General features: G+C 55.0%; 15 protein-coding genes. 5 read left to right on the top strand and 10 right to left on the bottom strand.

The features are described from left to right. Positions 1 to 100: 100 nt before the first annotated feature. Positions 101 to 511: a YbhQ family protein gene (locus tag M1D91_RS15620; RefSeq protein ID WP_437430790.1), complete on the top strand. Its 411-nt coding sequence runs from the start codon at positions 101 to 103 to the stop codon at positions 509 to 511. On the opposite strand, the gene M1D91_RS15615 is transcribed toward M1D91_RS15620, so the two are convergent. The 5 genes from M1D91_RS15615 to cecR are packed head-to-tail and all read right to left on the bottom strand — an operon-like array spanning position 473 to position 6,105. Next, positions 473 to 1,579, bottom strand: a complete 1,107-nt coding sequence (locus M1D91_RS15615) for an ABC transporter permease (RefSeq protein ID WP_437430820.1) — start codon at positions 1,577 to 1,579, stop codon at positions 473 to 475. The two genes, M1D91_RS15620 and M1D91_RS15615, sit on opposite strands and share 39 nt — an antisense overlap. Positions 1,580 to 1,589: 10 nt before the next feature. Beyond that, the gene (locus M1D91_RS15610) at positions 1,590 to 2,723 is read right to left on the bottom strand and encodes an ABC transporter permease (protein ID WP_437430791.1); all 1,134 of its coding nucleotides are present in this window, start codon (positions 2,721 to 2,723) and stop codon (positions 1,590 to 1,592) included. Beyond that, entirely contained in the window at positions 2,713 to 4,452 is a 1,740-nt protein-coding gene (locus tag M1D91_RS15605) for an ATP-binding cassette domain-containing protein (RefSeq protein ID WP_437430792.1), read from the bottom strand. The genes M1D91_RS15610 and M1D91_RS15605 overlap by 11 nt, the downstream gene beginning before the upstream one ends. Beyond that, positions 4,445 to 5,440 carry a secretion protein HlyD gene (gene hlyD, locus M1D91_RS15600; RefSeq protein ID WP_437430793.1) on the bottom strand — a complete coding sequence of 332 codons (996 nt, stop codon included), beginning with the start codon at positions 5,438 to 5,440 and terminating at the stop codon, positions 4,445 to 4,447. The genes M1D91_RS15605 and hlyD overlap by 8 nt, the downstream gene beginning before the upstream one ends. Beyond that, on the bottom strand, positions 5,440 to 6,105 hold the full coding sequence (cecR, locus tag M1D91_RS15595; RefSeq protein ID WP_437430794.1) for a transcriptional regulator CecR: 666 nt from the start codon (positions 6,103 to 6,105) through the stop codon (positions 5,440 to 5,442). The genes hlyD and cecR overlap by 1 nt, the downstream gene beginning before the upstream one ends. A gap of 263 nt (positions 6,106 to 6,368) precedes the next feature. On the opposite strand from cecR, the gene rhlE reads away from it, so the two are divergent. Next, positions 6,369 to 7,724 carry an ATP-dependent RNA helicase RhlE gene (gene rhlE, locus M1D91_RS15590; RefSeq protein WP_437430795.1) on the top strand — a complete coding sequence of 452 codons (1,356 nt, stop codon included), beginning with the start codon at positions 6,369 to 6,371 and terminating at the stop codon, positions 7,722 to 7,724. A 534-nt stretch (positions 7,725 to 8,258) separates the two neighbouring features. Here rhlE and M1D91_RS15585 read toward each other — a convergent pair. The 5 genes from M1D91_RS15585 to licT form a co-directional block, all read right to left on the bottom strand. Next, on the bottom strand, positions 8,259 to 9,212 hold the full coding sequence (locus tag M1D91_RS15585; protein WP_437430796.1) for an alpha/beta hydrolase: 954 nt from the start codon (positions 9,210 to 9,212) through the stop codon (positions 8,259 to 8,261). A 62-nt stretch (positions 9,213 to 9,274) separates the two neighbouring features. Beyond that, positions 9,275 to 10,666, bottom strand: a complete 1,392-nt coding sequence (locus M1D91_RS15580; RefSeq protein WP_437430797.1) for a glycoside hydrolase family 1 protein — start codon at positions 10,664 to 10,666, stop codon at positions 9,275 to 9,277. Positions 10,667 to 10,675: 9 nt separating this feature from the next. Next, positions 10,676 to 12,148 carry a glycoside hydrolase family 1 protein gene (locus M1D91_RS15575; protein ID WP_437430798.1) on the bottom strand — a complete coding sequence of 491 codons (1,473 nt, stop codon included), beginning with the start codon at positions 12,146 to 12,148 and terminating at the stop codon, positions 10,676 to 10,678. 11 nt (positions 12,149 to 12,159) lie between these two features. Next, the gene (locus M1D91_RS15570; protein WP_437430799.1) at positions 12,160 to 14,001 is read right to left on the bottom strand and encodes a beta-glucoside-specific PTS transporter subunit IIABC; all 1,842 of its coding nucleotides are present in this window, start codon (positions 13,999 to 14,001) and stop codon (positions 12,160 to 12,162) included. 254 nt (positions 14,002 to 14,255) lie between these two features. Then, positions 14,256 to 15,110 (bottom strand): BglG family transcription antiterminator LicT, encoded by an 855-nt coding sequence (gene licT, locus M1D91_RS15565; RefSeq protein WP_437430800.1) that lies wholly within the window; start codon positions 15,108 to 15,110, stop codon positions 14,256 to 14,258. A gap of 296 nt (positions 15,111 to 15,406) precedes the next feature. Here licT and M1D91_RS15560 point away from each other — a divergent pair, with 296 nt between their 5' ends. From M1D91_RS15560 to M1D91_RS15550, 3 genes are all read left to right on the top strand, one after another. Next, positions 15,407 to 16,141: a GntR family transcriptional regulator gene (locus M1D91_RS15560; protein WP_437430801.1), complete on the top strand. Its 735-nt coding sequence runs from the start codon at positions 15,407 to 15,409 to the stop codon at positions 16,139 to 16,141. Between the two features lie 120 nt (positions 16,142 to 16,261). Continuing rightward, positions 16,262 to 17,869 carry a PTS transporter subunit EIIC gene (locus M1D91_RS15555; RefSeq protein WP_437430802.1) on the top strand — a complete coding sequence of 536 codons (1,608 nt, stop codon included), beginning with the start codon at positions 16,262 to 16,264 and terminating at the stop codon, positions 17,867 to 17,869. 13 nt (positions 17,870 to 17,882) lie between these two features. Beyond that, entirely contained in the window at positions 17,883 to 19,205 is a 1,323-nt protein-coding gene (locus M1D91_RS15550; protein WP_437430803.1) for a 6-phospho-alpha-glucosidase, read from the top strand. Positions 19,206 to 19,214 lie beyond the last annotated feature (9 nt).

Here is a 19,214-nt window from a genome sequence, read left to right as displayed (position 1 = left end):
AATAAATTGTAGTCTCTGTCACAAAAAGAGTCGGGGTTACAGAATTTTCTGCAAATATCAGTACTCTCTGATCAGTTAAACATTCTTCCGGAGAGAGTCCATGAAGTGGCAACAACGTGTTCGTGTCACAACCGGTCTGAGTTGCTGGCAGATAATGTTGCATTTACTGATTGTGGCGGTGCTGGTGGTGGCCTGGATGAACGCCGCCATGGTGCGTGTCGGGCTGGGACTCTGTGTGGTCTACGGAGTGACTGTACTGTTGATGTTGTTTTTACAGCGCCATCACGACGCGCGCTGGCGAGACAGCGGCGATTTCCTTGAGGAGCTGACCACCACCTGGTATTTCGGCGTGGCCATGATTGTGCTCTGGCTTCTCTCCCGCGTTATGCAAAATAATCTGCTGCTGGCGCTGGTTGGGCTGGTCATCCTTGCCGGCCCTGCGCTGGTATCTCTGTTAGCAAAAGATAAAAAGCTAGGCAATTTTTCGTCTAAACATGGCATACGCCGCTGAACCTGTCGTGGCCGTAATCACCAGTAACGGCCACACGCTTCCCCACACAATGCCAAAGCTCGCGTCCTTCAGATAGATCTGTTTGGTAATATCCGTGAAGTGGCGAATAGGGTTCACCCACGTCAGATTCTGCAACCAGACCGGCATATTCTCCACCGGTGAGACGTAGCCCGAGAGCAGTATGGCGGGCATCATAAAGACAAATACCCCGATAAAGGCCTGCTGCTGCGTCGCGCACAGTGACGAAATAAGCAGGCCAAAGCCCACCAGCGACAATCCGTAAATCAGCATAGTGAAATAGAAAAGCAGCAGCGAACCGGCAAACGGGATCTTGTAGGCGAGGATCCCGACCGCCAGTACTATGGTGGCCTGAAAAGTGGCAACAACCAACGCCGGAACCGCCTTGCCAACAAAGATCTGCCAGGTCGCCAGCGGGGAAACGAGCAGTTGATCGAGGGTACCCTGTTCGCGCTCGCGGGCAACCGACAGCGAGGTCACGATCATCACACCGATGGTAGTGATCATGGCGATCAGTGACGGCACCACGAACCACTTATAGTCCAGGTTCGGGTTATACCAGTTGCGCACCACCAGTTCGCTGTTATTAGGCCTCGTTTTGCCGGTCAACAGTTCCTGCTGGTAATCCTTAACGATGGTTTGCAGATAGTTTGCGGCTATCTGAGCACTGTTGGAGTTGCGCCCGTCCAGAATGAGCTGCAAGGGGGCCGGAGTGAAACTGTCGAGCTTGCGCGAAAAATCGGCCGGGAACCGCACCAGCAGCAACGCTTTTTGTTCATCAATCGTCGGGCGAATATCCTGCGGACTGTGAAGCACAACCACGTGGGTAAAGGCTTTCGCACGGGCGAAGCGCTGGGTGAGCTCAACGGCGTGCTTGCCGTTATCTTCGTTGTAAATAGCGATTGTCGCATTGGTCACTTCCAGGGTAGCGGCGAAGGGGAACAGCAGCACCTGAAGGAGCACCGGTAAAATCAGTATGGCCCGGGTTTGCGGCTCACGCAGCAACGACTGTAACTCTTTACGAATCAAGGTCCATAAGCGATGAATCATCATGTACTCCTTAATCCAGCCGACGTTTAGTCTTCGCCCAGGTCAGACCGATAAACATCACCGCCGAGGCCAGCAAAAACAGCACGTTGATAACCAGTACGACCGGAATATTTCCCGCCAGGAACAGGCTCTGTAGCGTGTTCACAAAGTAGCGTGCCGGAATGATATAGGTCACCGCACGGATAACCGCCGGCATGCTGTCTATCTGGAAGATGAACCCGGACAGCATAATCGACGGCAGAAATGCGGCATTCAGCGCCACCTGGGCGGCATTAAACTGATTGCGCGTGACGGTCGAAATCAGCAGCCCCATCCCCAGGGTACTGAGTAAAAACAGACTGGTGATAAAGAAGAGAATCAGCAGCGACCCCCGGTAAGGCACGCCGAGAATAAACACCGATACCAGCATACAGAGCAGCATCGCCAGCATACCAAGGAAGTAATAGGGGATAAGTTTGCACAGTAGCAGCTCGGTACGGGTCACTTCGGTGGAGAGCAGCGCTTCCATCGTGCCGCGCTCCCATTCGCGGGCCACCACCAGCGAGGTGAGGATCGCGCCAATCACCGTCATGATGATGGTCACCGCCCCCGGAATAATAAAATGCTGGCTGATGGCTGCCGGGTTAAACCAGTAGCGCATCTGCACCTCAATCAGCGGCTTAAAGGTCTCACCACGATCGTCGGCCCGCTGCTGCTGCCAGATTTGCCAGATACCCTGAACATAACCCTGCACAAAGTTTGCAGTGTTGGGTTCGCTGCCGTCGGTGATGACCTGCAGCGGCGCTTCGTCGCCCGGGCGCGTCATCAATTCTGCGAAGTTGACCGGTATAATAACCAGTCCGCGTATACGCCCGGCCTGCATCATCTCAATGAGCTGCGGGCGGTTATTGCTGACGGTGGCATCAATATAAGGTGAACCGGTGAGTGTATGGGTAAAATCGAGAGCCTCTTCGCTGCGCTGCTCAAGCAGCACGCCCACCCGCAGCTTGCTGGAGTCCAGGTTAATGCCGTAGCCGAAGATAAACAGCAGCATCAACGGGATCACCACCGCAATCAGCCAGCTACTGGGGTCGCGCACAATCTGGCGCGTCTCTTTGACGCACAGAGCGCGCACGCGGCGCAAAGAGAGAGGGCTATGGCGCATTATGGTGCTCCTTATCCCAGTTATGAATGAGCGTAATAAACGCGTGTTCCATTGTGGGGTCGGGGGTGTCGCTGTCCGCCGTCTGCGCTTTGAGATCGTCCGGCGTACCGCTGGCAATCAGCTTGCCGCGATAAACCAGCCCGATGCGGTCGCAGTACTCGGCCTCATCCATAAAGTGGGTCGTGACCATTACCGTGACCCCTTTTTCAACCATGCTGTTGATGTGCAACCAGAATTCGCGGCGAGTCAGAGGATCGACCCCGGAAGTAGGTTCATCCAGAAACAGAATGTCCGGTTCATGCATCAGGGCGCAGGCCAGCGCGAGGCGCTGCTTGTAGCCCAGCGGCAGGGCGTCGGTGGCCTGGTCAGCAATGGCTTTCAATCCGAATGCCTCGACCATGCGCGAGATTTTTTCCTGCTGCGTGCGACCGCGAAGACCATACACGCCGGAGAAAAACCGCAGATTTTGGGTGACCGTCAGGTTACCGTAGAGGGAGAATTTTTGCGCCATGTAGCCCAGATGCTGGCGCGCCTTCCCGGAGCTGGTTTTTAAATCCATATCCAGCACCAGCGCTTTTCCGGCGGTGGGCACCAGCAGGCCACACATCATTTTGAAGGTTGTGGATTTTCCGGCGCCGTTAGGGCCGAGCAGGCCAAAAATTTCACCACGCTTCACGACAAAATCGACGTTATCCGTGGCGGCAAAATCGCCAAATTTCTTCGTCAGCTGTCGGGCCTCAATAACCGTCTCATCCGCTTGACCTTCCACGGTATGCAAAATGGCCCCCAACGGTGACTGGGTAAAACTGGCCCCGCCGAGCAGATCGATAAACGCATCCTCAAAGCGGGGGGGCGTCTCTTCAATGTTCAGCGTTTCAAGCTCCGCCGCCTTTCGCAGGGCATCGGGCGTAGCCTCTTTTTTCAGAATGGCACGTACCGACTTACCCTGAATCATGCCATCGCTGACCTGGGGCAGTTTAAGCAGCCGTTGCAGCAGCAGACGATTATTTTCCTCAGGACTGCTGGCAAGAACGCTGCGCCCGGCCATGGTTTGCGTCAGCGCTCGCGGCTCACCCTGATAGAGCAACTGCCCTTCGTTCATCAGCAGCACGTCGCGACACTGTTCCGCCTCATCCAGATAGGAGGTGCTCCATAAAATCAGCATCCCTTCGCCCGCAAGCTGATGCACCATCTGCCATAGCTCACGGCGCGAAATGGGATCGACGCCAACGCCCGGTTCATCCAGAAGCAACACTTTAGGCTGACCGACCAGCGTGCAGGCGAGCCCCAGTTTCTGCTTCATACCCCCTGAGAGCTTGCCCGCCAGCCGTCCGGTAAAGGGGCCAAGTGCGGTAAATTCCAGCAGGCGGTCAAAGGTGGCTTTTCGCTGTTCGCCGGTGACGCTACGCAGATCCGCATACAGGTTCAGGTTCTCCATGACCGTGAGATCTTCATAGAGGCCAAATTTTTGTGGCATGTAGCCGAGCACCGCGTGCAGTTCGCTGTTATCAGCAATGGGATCAAACCCGATGACCTCTGCGCTGCCTTCATCAGGTTTCATTAACCCGGCCAGCATGCGCATCAGCGTGGTTTTACCCGCGCCGTCCGGCCCGACCAGCCCGGTAACGTAACCGGCGTGAACGGTGCAGTCGAGGTGGGCTACCGCCGGTTTATCCATCCCGACAAAGCGCTTCATCAGCCCGTTCAGGCGAAGCGTCGCATCACTCATCACCGGCTCCGCTGTCGAAACGGACCGTGACCGGCATTCCCTGACGCAACCCCTCATCGGCATCGGTCACAATGATACGCAGGCGGTAGACCAGGTCGGTGCGCAAATCCGGTGTCTCCACGGTCTTTGGTGTGAATTCAGCCGTCGGGGAAACAAAACCAATTTTGCCGTGGTAGGGTCTGTCAGGGCGACCGTCGACATAAAGCAGTACGCTGTTACCGGGCGCGGCCTGATGCAGGCTGACCTCGTTAACGTAAGCGCGCACCCAGACCGGTCTGGTCAGCGACAGGGTGAGTACGGTACTGCCGGCGCTTAACATACTGCCCGGCTCCACGGCACGAGTCAGCAGGGTACCTTCTGACGGAGCGATAAGCTGCGTATCCTGTAAATCCAGTTGCGCCTGAGCCAGTTGCGCCTGGGCCTGTTCCAGGCTCGCTTTTGCCTGCGCAATCTCCTGTGGCCGGTTCCCGCTGCGGAGCTGGCTGAGTTTGTCCTGGGCTGATTTCAGGCTGGCACGCGCCTGATCGCGCGATGAGCGGGCGTTTTCTAAATCGTTGGCGGAGACGGTACGGCTTTTCCACAACCCTTGCTGGCGCTGGTAAAAGTTCTGCGCGTAGTCGAATGCAGCCTGCGCCTGTTTAACCGCAGCCGCTGCCTGAGCTATCTCTTCGTTACGATAGCCCTCCGTCACGAGGTCATATTTAGCCTGAGCAGTAGAGACACCGGCTTTTGCCTGCAGCAGCGCGTTCTCGTAAGGGGCTTTATCCAGGGTGCCGAGCGACTGCCCGGCTTTAATGGCATCCCCTTCGTCGACGGTCAGGGAGGCCAGCCGTCCACCGACACGAAAGCTCAGATTCACCGTGCGAATGTCAACATTGCCATACAGCGTCAGGCCCTCCTCCTGACGGCTTTGATACCACATCCAGCCGCCGCCAAGGGCCGCCAGCAGGATAACCACGAGTAACGCCACCGCAACGGGCTTTTTCATCAGGCTTTGCTCCTTGTTAATCCAGTAAGAATAAGATCGATGTGACAGGTAATGACCTGGCAGATTAGGTCTGCTTTTTCCTCATCAAACTGCGTCCATCCCGCACGCAGCAAAATGGTTTCACGCCCCAGACGAAAGGCGAGGATCTCCCCAATCAGCGCATGGGTGTGCAGGATAGTCTGGGTATCCGTGGCATCACGCCCCGTACAGGCGGCGATAAGTCGGGTGAGATGACTGTGCAGCGGGGCAATCACCTGATCATGGACGAGCTGGTAGGCGCGGGTGGGTGAGAGCTGCTCGCGCGAGATAAATTTACTCAGGTTGAGCGTGTCGTCATGGGTCAACAACATGATCATATTGCGGCAGGCCTGATGAATAAGTTCCCGCATTGCCGCTTTGTCAGGGTGCTCCGCAGTGAAAAGGGCCTCAGCGGCCTGGGCATGAGGGCGAAAGTGCTCACTAATAAAATCCGCGATCCACTGGGCACAGGCGAGATATAAATCCTCTTTCGAGCCGAAGTAATAAGGAATAGCGGCAATGTTTTGCCCCGCCTGCGCGGCAATATCACGTGTGGTGGCATGCAGGCCATACTCACCAAACTGCGCGAGTGCGGCATTGATAAGCTGGTTGCGGGCCAGCTCCCCTTTACTGGTTGTGGAGTGCATAGGTTGCTGCCGTAAAAAAATTAATCAATCGATTGATTAACTTTATGGTTAATTTTTCACCTTGTCCAGCAACCTGCAGCGGTTTATTGCTCTCCGGCCGGGGAGAAATATCTCATCAGGGTTAAGAACAGCAGTATTTTATGCGCTGTATCACAAAAGCTGCTACACTCCGCCGCTTCATGGCATTGTGGTTTTTGTCATCTGTCACACTATTATCTCCTCGAAAACTACACCTGTTATGGTCGGGGCGGTGCGGAGTTGTTATGTCTTTTGATTCCCTTGGCCTTAACCCGGAAATCCTGCGTGCAGTAGAAGAGCAGGGCTACCGCGAGCCAACCCCTATTCAACAGCAGGCTATTCCTGCGGTACTGGATGGTCGCGACCTGATGGCAAGCGCCCAGACCGGCACCGGAAAAACCGCGGGCTTTACGCTGCCGTTGCTGCAACGTCTGGTTCAGAAAGAGCCGCATGTGAAAGGGCGTCGTCCGGTTCGTGCCCTGATCCTCACCCCGACCCGTGAACTCGCCGCACAGATTGGCGAAAACGTGCGCGATTACAGCAAATATCTGAACGTGCGCTCGATGGTCGTGTTCGGCGGCGTGAGCATTAACCCGCAAATGATGAAGCTGCGCAGTGGCGTCGATATCCTCGTCGCAACGCCGGGCCGTTTGCTCGATTTAGAGCACCAGAATGCCGTCAAACTGGACAGCGTAGAGATTCTGGTACTCGATGAAGCCGACCGTATGCTGGATATGGGCTTCATCCACGATATTCGTCGCGTGCTGGCTAAACTGCCGGCGCGTCGTCAGAACCTGTTGTTCTCCGCCACCTTCTCTGACGACATCAAAGGTCTGGCCGAAAAGCTGCTGCATAACCCGCTGGAAATTGAAGTTGCGCGTCGCAATACCGCTTCGGAGCAGGTGACCCAGCACGTTCATATGGTCGATAAAAAGCGTAAACGTGAACTGCTGTCGCAGATGATTGGCGAAGGCAACTGGCAGCAGGTGCTGGTCTTTACCCGTACTAAACATGGCGCAAACCACCTTGCTGAACAGCTGAACAAAGACGGCATTCGCAGCGCGGCTATCCACGGCAACAAGAGCCAGGGGGCGCGTACCCGTGCGCTGGCTGACTTCAAATCCGGCGACATTCGCGTATTAGTCGCGACCGATATCGCGGCCCGTGGTCTGGATATTGAAGAGCTGCCACACGTGGTGAACTATGAATTGCCGAACGTGCCGGAAGATTACGTGCACCGTATTGGCCGTACCGGTCGTGCGGCGGCCACCGGTGAAGCGCTGTCGCTGGTCTGCGTGGATGAGCATAAACTGCTGCGTGATATCGAACGCCTGTTGAAAAAAGAGATCCCACGTATCGCCCTGCCGGGTTACGAGCCGGATCCCTCCATTAAGGCAGAGCCGATTGTGAACGGTCGCCAGAGCCAGGGTCAGGGCCGCGGAGGACGCGGTCAGGGCGGCGGCGGTCGTAGTCAGCAGCCACGTCGTAATGACGGCGGCGCACCGAAAGCGGCGGCAAAACCAGCCCGCTCTCAGGACGGAAAACCCGCGGGGGAAAAACCGCGCCGTCCTCGCCCGCGTAAACCTGCGGCGAACGCCTGATAACAAGCCCTGCCAGCGTGCAGGGCTTTTTTATGGGGTTTAGTACGGTGCCGGTTGTTACCCTCGTCCCTGCGGTTGAGGGATCGCTACAAAATAATACGAGCACGGACAGTCCCCTCTCCTCTTTGGGGAGAGGGTAAGGGTGAGGGGAAACATGCGGCTCTGGTGGTCATTCCGTTCACCTTAAGTTCCTTGCTTTTCTATAACGCCAGGACCTGTGAACGTGCCAGGGCGGTTCACCGCCACCGCCCTGGCGACCCGGGCTCCCGGCCACGAAAATCGCCGCTTCGCGGTCCACTACGCATATTCCTTCAGGCTAATCGGGGACGGGCGAAGGTAACGTCCCTGTAAAGTCGCCCTCGCCGCGCATCCCTGCGCGTCGCCCCGGCCTTACGGATACGCTTCGTCGATTTTCAGCCGGACCCAGTCATCGCTTTAACTGTTGTGTTCTCATGGCGCTGTGTTATCGCTGTAATACGTAATATTACTGGTGATTCCTCAGCCTTTAGGAAGAGGGCCGACGCTGAGTAAATCTTACCCCTGTGTCGGCCTGAACTGCGCTATCCACGTCTGCCGCTGTTCGCGTGCCCGCTGCGCCACACGGGCGACCGGGTCTGAACTAAACCCATGGTATGCTCCCGGCCAGACATTCATCTCAACCGCCACGCCCGCGCGAATCAACCCCTTGGCAAAGCGAAGGTTCTCATCGAGAAACAGATCCAGGGTACCGACGCCAAGCCAGGTGGGCGGCAGGTGAGCCAGGTCCGTTGCCCGACCAGGTGCGGCATAGGGCGAGACACCTTCCGACCCCGGCGCACAGCCCAACAGCGAGGCCCAGCCAAAACGGTTGTACTCCCGCGTCCAGACGAATTCTCCGGTCACCGGGTTCGGGTTTTCTTCTGTCACCGTGCGATCGTCGAGCATCGGGAACATCAGGTTCTGAAAGGCGAGGCGAGGGCCGTTGCGATCCCGTGTCAGCAGTGTCAGCGACGCGGCAAGGCCGGCACCGGCGCTGTCACCCATCAGGCCAATATGCTGGGGGTGAATGCCGAGGCTTTCAGCCTGTTCTGTCATCCAGACCAGGGCGGTGTAGCAATCCTCCAGCGAACCCGGAAAGACAGTTTCGGGCGCCAGTCGGTAATCCACTGAGACAACCACGCAATCGTGTTGCAAAGCGGTCGCACAGGTGAGCGAGAGGGATTGTTCCGGGCTACCGAGCAGATGGCCGCCGCCGTGAATATGCAAAATCCCCATTCTCTCTTTGCCAGATGTGGCAGGTGAAATAACACAAACCCGAACGGAAGTGGCAGTAGTTACAACATACTCAACCACATTTACCCCGGCCTCTCTGAACGCCTGCACATTGGCCAGCGCAGCCTGCTGCCGCTGTTGGCGAAGGATCACCAGGGCATCCTGAGTCAGGGGAAGAGGGCGGCTGTCGGCCAAAGCGGGGCGTAGTTCAGGATCGACCAAATGCCATGTGTTCATTGCGGTAGCCTTGTCGGTATTGGTAAAGGTATGGAGCAGGAATTTCCCGCTCCGTCATTACCTTACAGCGTTTCGCCGTTGCTGGCGATAACCTGTTTATACCAGTCAAAGCTGCGTTTTTTACTGCGTTTCAGCGTGCCTTTTCCGTCGTTATCTTTGTCGACATAGATAAAGCCATAACGCTTTTTCATCTCGCCGGTCCCGGCGCTGACGATATCAATCGGTCCCCACCAGGTGTAGCCCATGATGTTGCAGCCATCGGCGACGGCCTCCGCCATTTCGCGGATATGCTGTCGGCCATAATCGATGCGTGCCGTATCGTTGATAACACCCTTTTCATCCGGTTCATCCACGCCGCCGTAGCCGTTCTCCACAATAAAAAGCGGCTTACGGTATCTGTCCGCCAGCTCATTACAGACGAGACGAAACCCTTTGGCGTCAATCGGCCAGCCCCAGGCGGTTTTTTCAAGGTAAGGGTTGTCCTGACCAACGGTGCCCCCGGTGTCGATGCGAAATTCTCCCCCAGCCTGATGCAGGACGCTACGGTAATAGCTAAAACCGAGATAATCGGACGGGTAGTTGGCGATTAACTCCAGGTCACCCTCCTCGATGGACAGCGCAATGTTCTGTTCGCGGAACAGGCGCGGCGTCCATGCCGGGTACTCACCGAGCATCATTACATCCGAGTAGAACAGCGAACGGCGGCGCAGCTGCATGGTCGAGAAGATATCTTCCGGGTTGCAGGTCGCCGGGTAGACGGTACTCAGTGACAGCATGCAGCCAATCTGCGCGTTCGGGATAATCTCGTGGCACAGCTTGTTGGCGAGCGCATTGGCCACAAACTGATGGTGGTTCGCCTGGTAGAGCTCCTGCGGCGTGGCACTGGGGTCAACGGCACCAGTGGCAAAGGGCATGCGGTTCATGTTGTTCAGTTCGTTGAAGGTCATCCAGTATTTGACCTTCTCGCGATAGCGGGTAAACACCACCTCGCAGTAGCGGGTGAAGAAGGTCACCAGCTTGCGGTTTTTCCAGCCGCCGTACTCCTGATAAAGCGCCAGCGGCGTCTCGTAGTGAGAAAGGGTGATAACCGGCTCAATGCCGTATTTCAGCAGCTCATCGAACAGGTCATCGTAGAACTGCAGACCGGCTTCGTTAGGGGTAGTCTCATCCCCGCGCGGAAAGATGCGCGTCCAGGCAATGGAGGTGCGAAAGCATTTGAAGCCCATTTCGGCGAACAGCGCCACGTCTTCTTTGTAGTGGTGGTAGAAATCCACGGCTTCATGGCTGGCGTAATACTTAGTGGGATCGATTACCGCATCGTGTTTGCCGGAGGCAATCCCGCCGCGTACCACATCGGAGATGGAGGGCCCTTTGCCGTCCACATTCCATGCGCCCTCCGCCTGGTTGGCGGCAATCGCACCGCCCCATAAAAAATCTTTCGGGAAAACAGACATATTCACTCCTTAATCTGTTAAATCTTCGCCATTGGAGGCAATCATTTTTTTGTACCAGTGGTAGCTCTTTTTCAGGGACCGCTTCTGGGTGCCATTGCCCATGTCGTCCTGGTCAACATAGATAAACCCGTAGCGTTTGGAGATTTGCGCCGTGCCCGCACTGACCACGTCAATCGGCCCCCACCAGGTGTAGCCAAAGAGATCCACGCCGTCGGCCAGCGCCTCCTGCATTTGCTCAATGTGCAGGCGCAGGTACTCAATGCGGTAATCGTCGTTGATGGAGCCATCGGCGTTAACGGTATCCACCGCGCCCAGGCCATTTTCGGCAATAAACAGCGGCTTCTGATAGCGGTCATAGAGTTGGTTGAGCGCCAGACGCAGCCCTTTGGGGTCAATCTGCCAGCCCCACTGGCTGGTGGGCAGGTGCGGGTTACGGATGCCGCCGGTGATAAGATTGCCCTCGGCCCCTTCCAGTTTTTCCGGGTGCGCGCTGACGGTGCTGGACATGTAATAGCTGAATGACACGAAATCCACCGGGTGCTGGCGCAGGATCTCATCGTCGCCGACCACTTTTTGCAGCGTGACCCCTTTTTCGGCCAGCATGCGGTCGGTGTACGCCGGGTAGTAGCCGCGGGCCTGGACATCACTGAAGAACAGCGACACGCGCTGCATCTCTTCGCAGGCCTGCAAATCATCCGGGTGGCAGCTGTGCGGGTAGAGCATCTGGTAGCTTATCATGCAGCCGACCTTCGAGCCGGGAATGATCTGATGGCAGGCTTTGGTCGCCAGAGCACTGGCCACAAACTGATGGTGCGCGCCCTGGTATTTATCCTGCTCAAGGTGCGGGTTGTCTTCTTCAATAACGCCTACACTGACGTAAGGATGGTGCTTCACGCAGTTGATCTCGTTGAAGGTCATCCAGTACTTCACTTTTTTGCGATAACGGGTAAAGCAGGTGGTCGCGAAGCGCACATAGAAATCGACCACCTCGCGATTGGGCCAGCCACCATAATCAGTCACCAGCGCCAGCGGCATTTCATAGTGAGAGAGCGACACAATGGGCTCGATGCCGTGTGAATGCAGGGCATCAAACACCTCATCATAGAACTTCAGCCCGGCTTCGTTAGGCGTGGTTTCGTCACCGCGCGGGAAGAGGCGGGTCCAGGCTATCGACATGCGAAAGCATTTAAAGCCCATGCCGGCAAAGAGGGCGATGTCCTCTTTAAAATGATGATAGAAGTCGTTGCCTTTACGTTTTGGATAGTACTTCGTGCTGTTCGGATCCTGTGCTTCGCGCACCTGCGCGTGGGTCATGCCCAGCCACTGGTCGAGCCAGCGTGCTTTTGGGGTGTTGATGTCAAAGGTATAAACATCAGAGACCGACAGCCCTTTACCCCCGACGTTCCACGCCCCTTCAAGCTGATTTGCCGCCGTCGCGCCACCCCACATAAACCCTTCCGGAAATGATTTAGAAAATGTCATGCGCTTACTCCTCATGCCGCAGATGCGGTCAGTGTCAGAAATTCGTCGCGGCTGGCGACATCGCCTTTCGCTTTGACCGGGCTGATATCGCCGTAACGTTCGCTGTTGGTCACCACCAGGATGACGCTTGGGTCAATGCCTTCCGCCTTGAGTGCATCGAGATCGAAGGTGATCAGCAGCTCGCCCGCTTCCACAAACTGCCCGGCTTCGATATGGCTGGTGAAGTGCCTGCCGCCCAGCTTCACGGTGTCGATCCCGATGTGAATGAGGATCTCCGCCCCGGTATCGCTTTGCAGCGCCAGCGCATGGTGGGTTTCAAAGAGGGACTCGACTTTGCCGTTACTCGGTGAACGCAGCTCACCGGTGGTGGGGTAAATCGCCAGCCCTTTGCCGAAAATTTCGTCGGCAAAGACCGGATCGCTGAGTGTGTTCAGCGCTTTCAGCTCACCGCTGACCGGGGCAAACAGGGTCTCTTCTGACCGGGCAAGGGGCATCGCGCTGACCCCTGCGACCACCGGCTGGGTGGTCTCTTCAAAACCGATGATGACGGTGATGATGGCGGCGCCGACAAACGAGATGGCAATACTGACCAGCGCCCATAAGAAGGTGGGGCCGACCAGACCTGGAATACCCGGCAGGCCGCTCAAGGCGAAGGCGTAGGTTTTCACTCCCATCGCCATGGCAAACGCGCCGCCGCAGGCCCCGCCAATCAATGCGGCCGCAAAGGGACGTTTATAGCGGATATTGACCCCGTACATCGCCGGTTCGGTGATCCCCATCGCGGCGCTAAAGCTGGTGGTCAGTGCCAGCGATTTGAGTTTTTTATCGCGGGCGCGCAGGAAGACGCCGAAGGCGGCACCGGCCTGTCCGAGGTTGGCGATGTAAAAGAGGATTTTAATCGGGTCGAAGCCGATGGTACTGATGTTGTTGATCATGATGGGGACGATCACGTAGTGCATACCGGTGATAATAATCAACGACAGCGTGCCGCCCACCACAATGCCTGCCACGATCCCCATGTTCTCCACCATCCAGATGATGCCGCCTGAGAGCGCGTTACCGGCATAAATTCCCACCGGGCCGATGGCGATGAGGGTAATGGGAGTCACGATGAGCAGACAAAGCAGCGGGACGAACATGGTTTTCAGCGGGCCGGGCATAACGCGGTCGACAAGACGCTCAACGTAACTCAACAGCCAGACGGCAAACAGAATCGGGATCACGGTTGAGGCGTAATTGACGGTGGGCACGGGTAAACCAATAAAGCTAACCGGCCCGCCCGCCTTGAACAGGGTCTGAATTGCCGGGTGAAACAGCGCGGCGGTGAGCGCCACAGCGACGTAGGGATTGGCACCAAACTTCTTTGCTGCGCTGAACGCCAGCGCGAAGGGCAGGAAGTAGAACACGCCATCGCTGACCGCGAGCAGGATCTGATAGGTCTGATTGCCGGTATCTACCCACTTCATCGCTACCATCAGCGCCAGCAAGCCTTTGAGAATACCGGCCCCGGCAATAGCAGGGATGACAGGGGAGAAAATGCTCGACAGCCCTTCGAAGATGACCGAAATCGGGTTACGCCGTTTGGTCGGGCGGGCCGCATTGTCCAGTTCAGGAAGTTCGGCCAGAAGGGCTTTACATAAGGGTTCGACGTTGTTGCCAATAATGAGCTGGAACTGGTCGCCGGAGATATTGACCCCCATCACGCCTTCAAGTGCTTCCAGGGCGGCACGGTCGGCCTTGTCGTTCTCTTTGAGCAGAAAACGCAGGCGGGTGATGCAGTGAAACAGTGAGAGTACGTTCTCTTTGCCGCCAATCCTGTTAAGGATCTGGCGAGCCGTGTCCTGATAATCCATAAAAATTCCTCCAGACTGAAGTCAAAAGCCGACTTCATCCACAATGACCGGTTTACACCGGGACTTTGTTTCCTCTGGGGTTTGCCTGATTAAACAGTAACAAGCCTGGATGGAATTTATACGCTTCATCCTTCGTGCTACAGATGCGTTGGCTTTCCTCGTTCACCCCAGTCACTTACCAATGTAAGCTCCTGGAGATTTACTGCGTCGCCGCCTTCCTGTAGCCCGAATTATTTTGCGTATAACTTAACATTTTAAACTTTCCCTGCGTCGGGCACCGTCCGCTGCACAATATTTTCAATATGCACCGTCAGGTAGAGTTTTTCCGAGTTGCTCATGGTGTGGTGATAATGTCTGGTGACGAATTCGTTGATGGCTTCGACACATTTCAGTGTCGCCTGATAGCGTCGCTGTACCAGTGCAAAGAATTCTTCATCGTCATTATTTAACACCACACCATCAATCACCCGTTGCGCAAAAAACTTCAGATGCGTAATAAACCGCTGGTAATTGAGACTATGTTCATCAAGCGGAATATTAAAAAAGTACTTCACAATATTCTGTAACTGATAAATAAGCCGCGTGATCTGCGTGGTTTTTCCTAAGGTGTCATTGAGTCCGGCATTCACAATATGCAGAGCGATACTGCACGCCTCGCTGTCCGGTAGCAGCATGCCGGTGCGGGCGACAATCATCCCCAAAGCCTGGCGACCAATGGCGTATTCCGCAGTGTAAAAATGGCGTACTTCCCACTCCAGGGGGTTAGGTAAAACTTCATTATTTTGTTGGCGTTGCAGCGCAAAATGCAGGTGATCGGCGAGGGTGACGTATAACCCCTCACTGAGCTTATGATTGAGCACGCTGCGGGCGTGAGTGATGATATCCGCCGTGATCTGCAAAATATCCACCGGTACTTCACTGACCAGATCTTTAAATCGGGCTGAAATTTGTGAATCTTCCAGCCGGAATATTTTATCAATCGCATCGCGATTGATGCTGGCACCGTTGTGGGTATTAAACCCCAGTCCACGACCGGTTAGAATAACCTCCAGGCCATCCTCATCCACTGCGCTGACAACATTATTATTTAATATTTGTTTGACCAGCATCGCCAACTCCTGAAAACAAAAACGGGCAAGACATAAATACAGATACAGGCAGTTTTGCCTCTCAGTCTGCATTTAGGTTTTGCCCGATAGTCGGTAACAAGCGTAATGCAGTTAAAACCTAGCACTGCCAAAAAGAATATTCAATGCAACACAAGGGGATGAGTAAATTCGTATGCCAAATTGTGATCCGGTTTGCGAAAAGGTGGAGAGTACCTGAACATCGCACAGGGTGGACAAACGTTGTCACTTTGCGCGGCTGTGGCTACCATACCGGAATGAAAGAGGGAGTTGCGCCAATGATCGACAAACATTCCACCGTGCCAGTCTATTTACAGCTTGAACACTATCTTACCGGGAAAATCGCCGCCGGTTCGCTGAAGCCTGGCGATGTCATCCCCTCAGAGAATGAGCTTTGCCAGCAGTTTGCTATTTCCCGCATGACGGCGCGCAAAGCGGTGGACTATCTGGTGCGACAGGGCAAAGTGGAGCGTCGCCGGGGGCAGGGGACGTTCGTGGTGCAGTCAGGCAAAAACGTGCGCATCTCGCTGCCCCTGGACAGACATCTCTCTTCCAGTGAGGCGACGCTGGGGCTTGATGAGCCGGTTATCAACCGCCTGATTTGCCTCTTGCGCCAGCCCGCTTGCGGGGAGATAGCCGGGAAGCTGCGGATTGCGCCTGACAGTGAGGTGTGGTTTATGCAGCGCCTGCGCCTCGTAGGGGATATTCCGTTTGTTTTTGAACAATCCTGGATGATTACCCACCCCTTTGAGGATCTCAGTGAGGCGGATCTTAACCGCTCAAAATATGCCTATATCAGCCGTAAAGGTTTTACCGTCGAGCGCTCGGAAAAGGAGATCCGCGCTGAGCTACCGTCGCAAAACGTTCGCGATATGTTGGGCATCAATCGCGATGAACCCGTGCTGCACGCCACCTCAGTGGCCTTTCTGCGCGAAGATACGCCGTTTGAGCTCTCAGAAATTTACTACAACCAACAGCACTACCGTTTCACGCTGACTGCCGCCCGTCCCTGAGGCCCGGGAGGCCAGGTTTGTGATCCGCACCGCGTTTTAAAATTAGTGGGCTAGACAACTATACATTGATACTGACTATACTCTGACTATGTTCAGCCAGTACCCATAAGGAAAATAACAATGCGTCGGACGGGTGAGTTTCTTCAGGATTTAGGAAAGGCATTGATGATGCCCATTTCCGTGATCGCCGCAGCGGGGATATTCCTCGGCCTTGCGGCGGCATTACAGAATCCGGCGATTGTCGGTGAAAGTATTATTCACGCTGAGGCCATGCAACAGGTCATTGGCTTTATTCGCAAGGTCGCCGGGGCGCTCTTTGGTAATCTCCCGCTGCTGTTTGCGATTGCTGCGGCCATTGGCCTTGCGCGTGATGAAAAACCCACGGCAGCTCTCGCGGCGGTTATCGGTTTTATTACCTTCCATGTGGGTGTGAATTACAGCTTACTGGCGCAAGGTTTAACGCCGCAAACTACCTCAGTCGCTGCATTAATGGAAAAAGGCTACAGCCAGGCCGATGCGGTAATGTATTCCGCTGAATTTGCCAGCACGCTGGGCATATTTTCTTACCAGATGAGTGTGCTTGGCGGGGTTATTGCCGGCCTGATTACCGTTATTCTGCACAACCGTTTTTATACGATTAAACTCCCGGCGGCCATCGCCTATTTTGGTGGCCGTCGCTTTGTTCCCATTATTACCGTGATTGTCCTGCCCATTGTCGGTGTGCTGATGTCGCTAATCTGGCCATATATCGCAAACGCCATCATTCACCTCGGGCAATTTATTGGTGAGTCCGGGCCCTTTGGCACCTTTATTTATGCGTTTACTGAACGCATCCTGATCCCAACCGGTTTACACCACATTCTCAACGAGACCGTACGCTTTACCCCTGTCGGCGGCATGGTGCATGTGAATAACGAAAGCGTTATCGGGGCGCTCTCCATTTTCAATTATGCGCTTGCCCACCCTGGCGCGCTGGCCGATGACATAGTGCGCGAAGCAACCCGATTCCTGGCGCAGGGGAAAATTCCGGTCATGATGTTCGGTCTGCCCGCCGCGGCGCTGGCTATCTACCGCTGTGCGAAGCCCGAGCATAAACAACGTGTGAAAGCCCTGATGCTGGCGGGAGCGCTGGCCTCCTTTACCACTGGCATCACTGAGCCGCTGGAGTTCAGCTTTATTTTTGTCTCGCCGCTGCTGTTTTTATTCCATGCGATTATGTCCGGTCTCTCTTTTGCCAGTGCGCAACTGCTCCAGGTGATGATCGGCAATATTCAGGGCGGGTTTATCGACTTTATGGTCTTTGGCGTGCTGGGTGGAACCAAGACCCACTGGTGGTTTGATTTACTGCTCGGCTGTATCTGGGCCCCGGTCTATTACTTCGCCTTTAAGTGGATAATTTTACGCACCAACGCCAGAACGCCGGGGCGTGAAGAAGAGGATAACGCTTCCCTGACCCCCAATGAATCAGTCAAAGGTGACGCTGCAACAGAACAAATTATTGCCGGTCTTGGGGGGCGGGAAAATATCCAGAATGTCGACTGCTGCTTTACCCGTCTGCGGGTGAAAATTGTCGATATGCAGAAAGTTGATGAGAAACAGCTTAAACAAAGTGGTGCGAGCGGATTTGTTCGCGCAACAAAAAACGATATTCAGGTTATTTACGGCCCGCAGGTCGAGAGTATTGCCAGTGCCGTAAAACAGCACTTACTTGTTCAACAGACGCAATAAGAGAACAGATGATATGAAAACATTTAATATTGTATTAGTCGGTGGCGGCTCCACATGGACACCGGGTTTATTAAAAGCCCTCTGTAAACTCAAAGAGCGTCTGCCGTTAAAAAAACTGGTGATGTTCGATGTTAATGAAGAGCGTCAGGCTGTTATTGGCGAATATGCCAAAGTGCTTTTCCGCGAAGAGTATCCTGAGCTGGAGTTTGTTTATACCGGTGATAAAGAGATCGCTTTCGCCGATATGGACTTCATCTTCTGCCAGATGCGCACCGGCGGTTATGCCATGCGTGAAAAAGACGAAAAAATCCCGCTGAGTCTGGGAGTCATAGGCCAGGAAACCTGCGGCGCGGGCGGCTTTGCCTATGGTATGCGTTCCATTCGTGACATGATTGAATTAGTGCAGGATGTCCGCGCACGATCGCCCCGTGCCTGGATCCTGAACTACACCAACCCGGCGGCAATTGTGGCCGATGCGCTGAATAAACGCTTCCCTGATGACGATCGTATCCTGAACATCTGCGATCAGCCGGTCAATCTGCTGCGCTCCTACGGGCGTCTGCTGGGGCGCGATCCGGCAACCTTTGATCCGGTCTATTTTGGTCTTAACCACTTTGGCTGGTTCACCCATCTTTATGATGAAAACGGGCATGATTTGGCGCCTGAGCTGAAAGCGTATATTGCGAAGAATGGCTTTATTCCGGCGGATGCCGAGCAACGCGATCAGTCCTGGCTCGATACCTACGCCGCTGTGGCCGATATGCTCCGCGATTTTCCGGACTATCTGCCAAATACCTATCTTCAGTACTACCTCTACCCGGAGTATAAATTCTCAAAACTTGACCCGAACTTTACACGTGCCAACGAAGTGATTAACGGTCGTGAGAAACGGGTATTTGAGGAGTGCCGAACTGCGGTAGCGGAAGGAACGACCCGCAACGTCCATGTGGTGCATAACGACGCCCACGGCGACATGATCGTAGAGCTGGCTGAAGCGATAGCCTTCAACCTGAAGAAAAAATTTATTGTTATGGTGCCGAATAACGGCCTTGTCGAAAATCTTGATGATGACGTGATGGTAGAACTGACGGCGGAGATTGGCAGCAACGGCCCGCGTCCTTACGGTGTGGGTAAAATTCCGACCTTCTATAAAGGGATGATCGAACAGCAGTTCGCTTACGAGCGTCTGACGGTGGAGGCCTGGTTTGAAGGCTCTTACACCAAAGCGCTACAGGCGCTGACCCTGAACCGCACCATCATTGATGCGAAGAAGGCGCGTAAAGTGCTGGATGCCTTAATTGAGGCGAACAAAGCTTACTGGCCGGTGCTGAAGTAGAGGGCGTTA

It is taken from the genome of Enterobacter sp. SA197, assembly GCF_054131575.1.
This window is presented reverse-complemented; position numbering and strand designations above follow the sequence as displayed.

Bases quoted from the DNA above. Each gene is read 5' to 3' on its own strand.
- M1D91_RS15620 (WP_437430790.1), top strand. From the start codon at position 101: ATGAAGTGGCAACAACGTGTTCGTGTCACAACCGGTCTGAGTTGCTGG.
- M1D91_RS15615 (WP_437430820.1), bottom strand. From the start codon at position 1,579: ATGATTCATCGCTTATGGACCTTGATTCGTAAAGAGTTACAGTCGTTG.
- M1D91_RS15610 (WP_437430791.1), bottom strand. From the start codon at position 2,723: ATGCGCCATAGCCCTCTCTCTTTGCGCCGCGTGCGCGCTCTGTGCGTC.
- M1D91_RS15605 (WP_437430792.1), bottom strand. From the start codon at position 4,452: ATGAGTGATGCGACGCTTCGCCTGAACGGGCTGATGAAGCGCTTTGTC.
- hlyD (WP_437430793.1), bottom strand. From the start codon at position 5,440: ATGAAAAAGCCCGTTGCGGTGGCGTTACTCGTGGTTATCCTGCTGGCG.
- cecR (WP_437430794.1), bottom strand. From the start codon at position 6,105: ATGCACTCCACAACCAGTAAAGGGGAGCTGGCCCGCAACCAGCTTATC.
- rhlE (WP_437430795.1), top strand. From the start codon at position 6,369: ATGTCTTTTGATTCCCTTGGCCTTAACCCGGAAATCCTGCGTGCAGTA.
- M1D91_RS15585 (WP_437430796.1), bottom strand. From the start codon at position 9,212: ATGAACACATGGCATTTGGTCGATCCTGAACTACGCCCCGCTTTGGCC.
- M1D91_RS15580 (WP_437430797.1), bottom strand. From the start codon at position 10,666: ATGTCTGTTTTCCCGAAAGATTTTTTATGGGGCGGTGCGATTGCCGCC.
- M1D91_RS15575 (WP_437430798.1), bottom strand. From the start codon at position 12,148: ATGACATTTTCTAAATCATTTCCGGAAGGGTTTATGTGGGGTGGCGCG.
- M1D91_RS15570 (WP_437430799.1), bottom strand. From the start codon at position 14,001: ATGGATTATCAGGACACGGCTCGCCAGATCCTTAACAGGATTGGCGGC.
- licT (WP_437430800.1), bottom strand. From the start codon at position 15,110: ATGCTGGTCAAACAAATATTAAATAATAATGTTGTCAGCGCAGTGGAT.
- M1D91_RS15560 (WP_437430801.1), top strand. From the start codon at position 15,407: ATGATCGACAAACATTCCACCGTGCCAGTCTATTTACAGCTTGAACAC.
- M1D91_RS15555 (WP_437430802.1), top strand. From the start codon at position 16,262: ATGCGTCGGACGGGTGAGTTTCTTCAGGATTTAGGAAAGGCATTGATG.
- M1D91_RS15550 (WP_437430803.1), top strand. From the start codon at position 17,883: ATGAAAACATTTAATATTGTATTAGTCGGTGGCGGCTCCACATGGACA.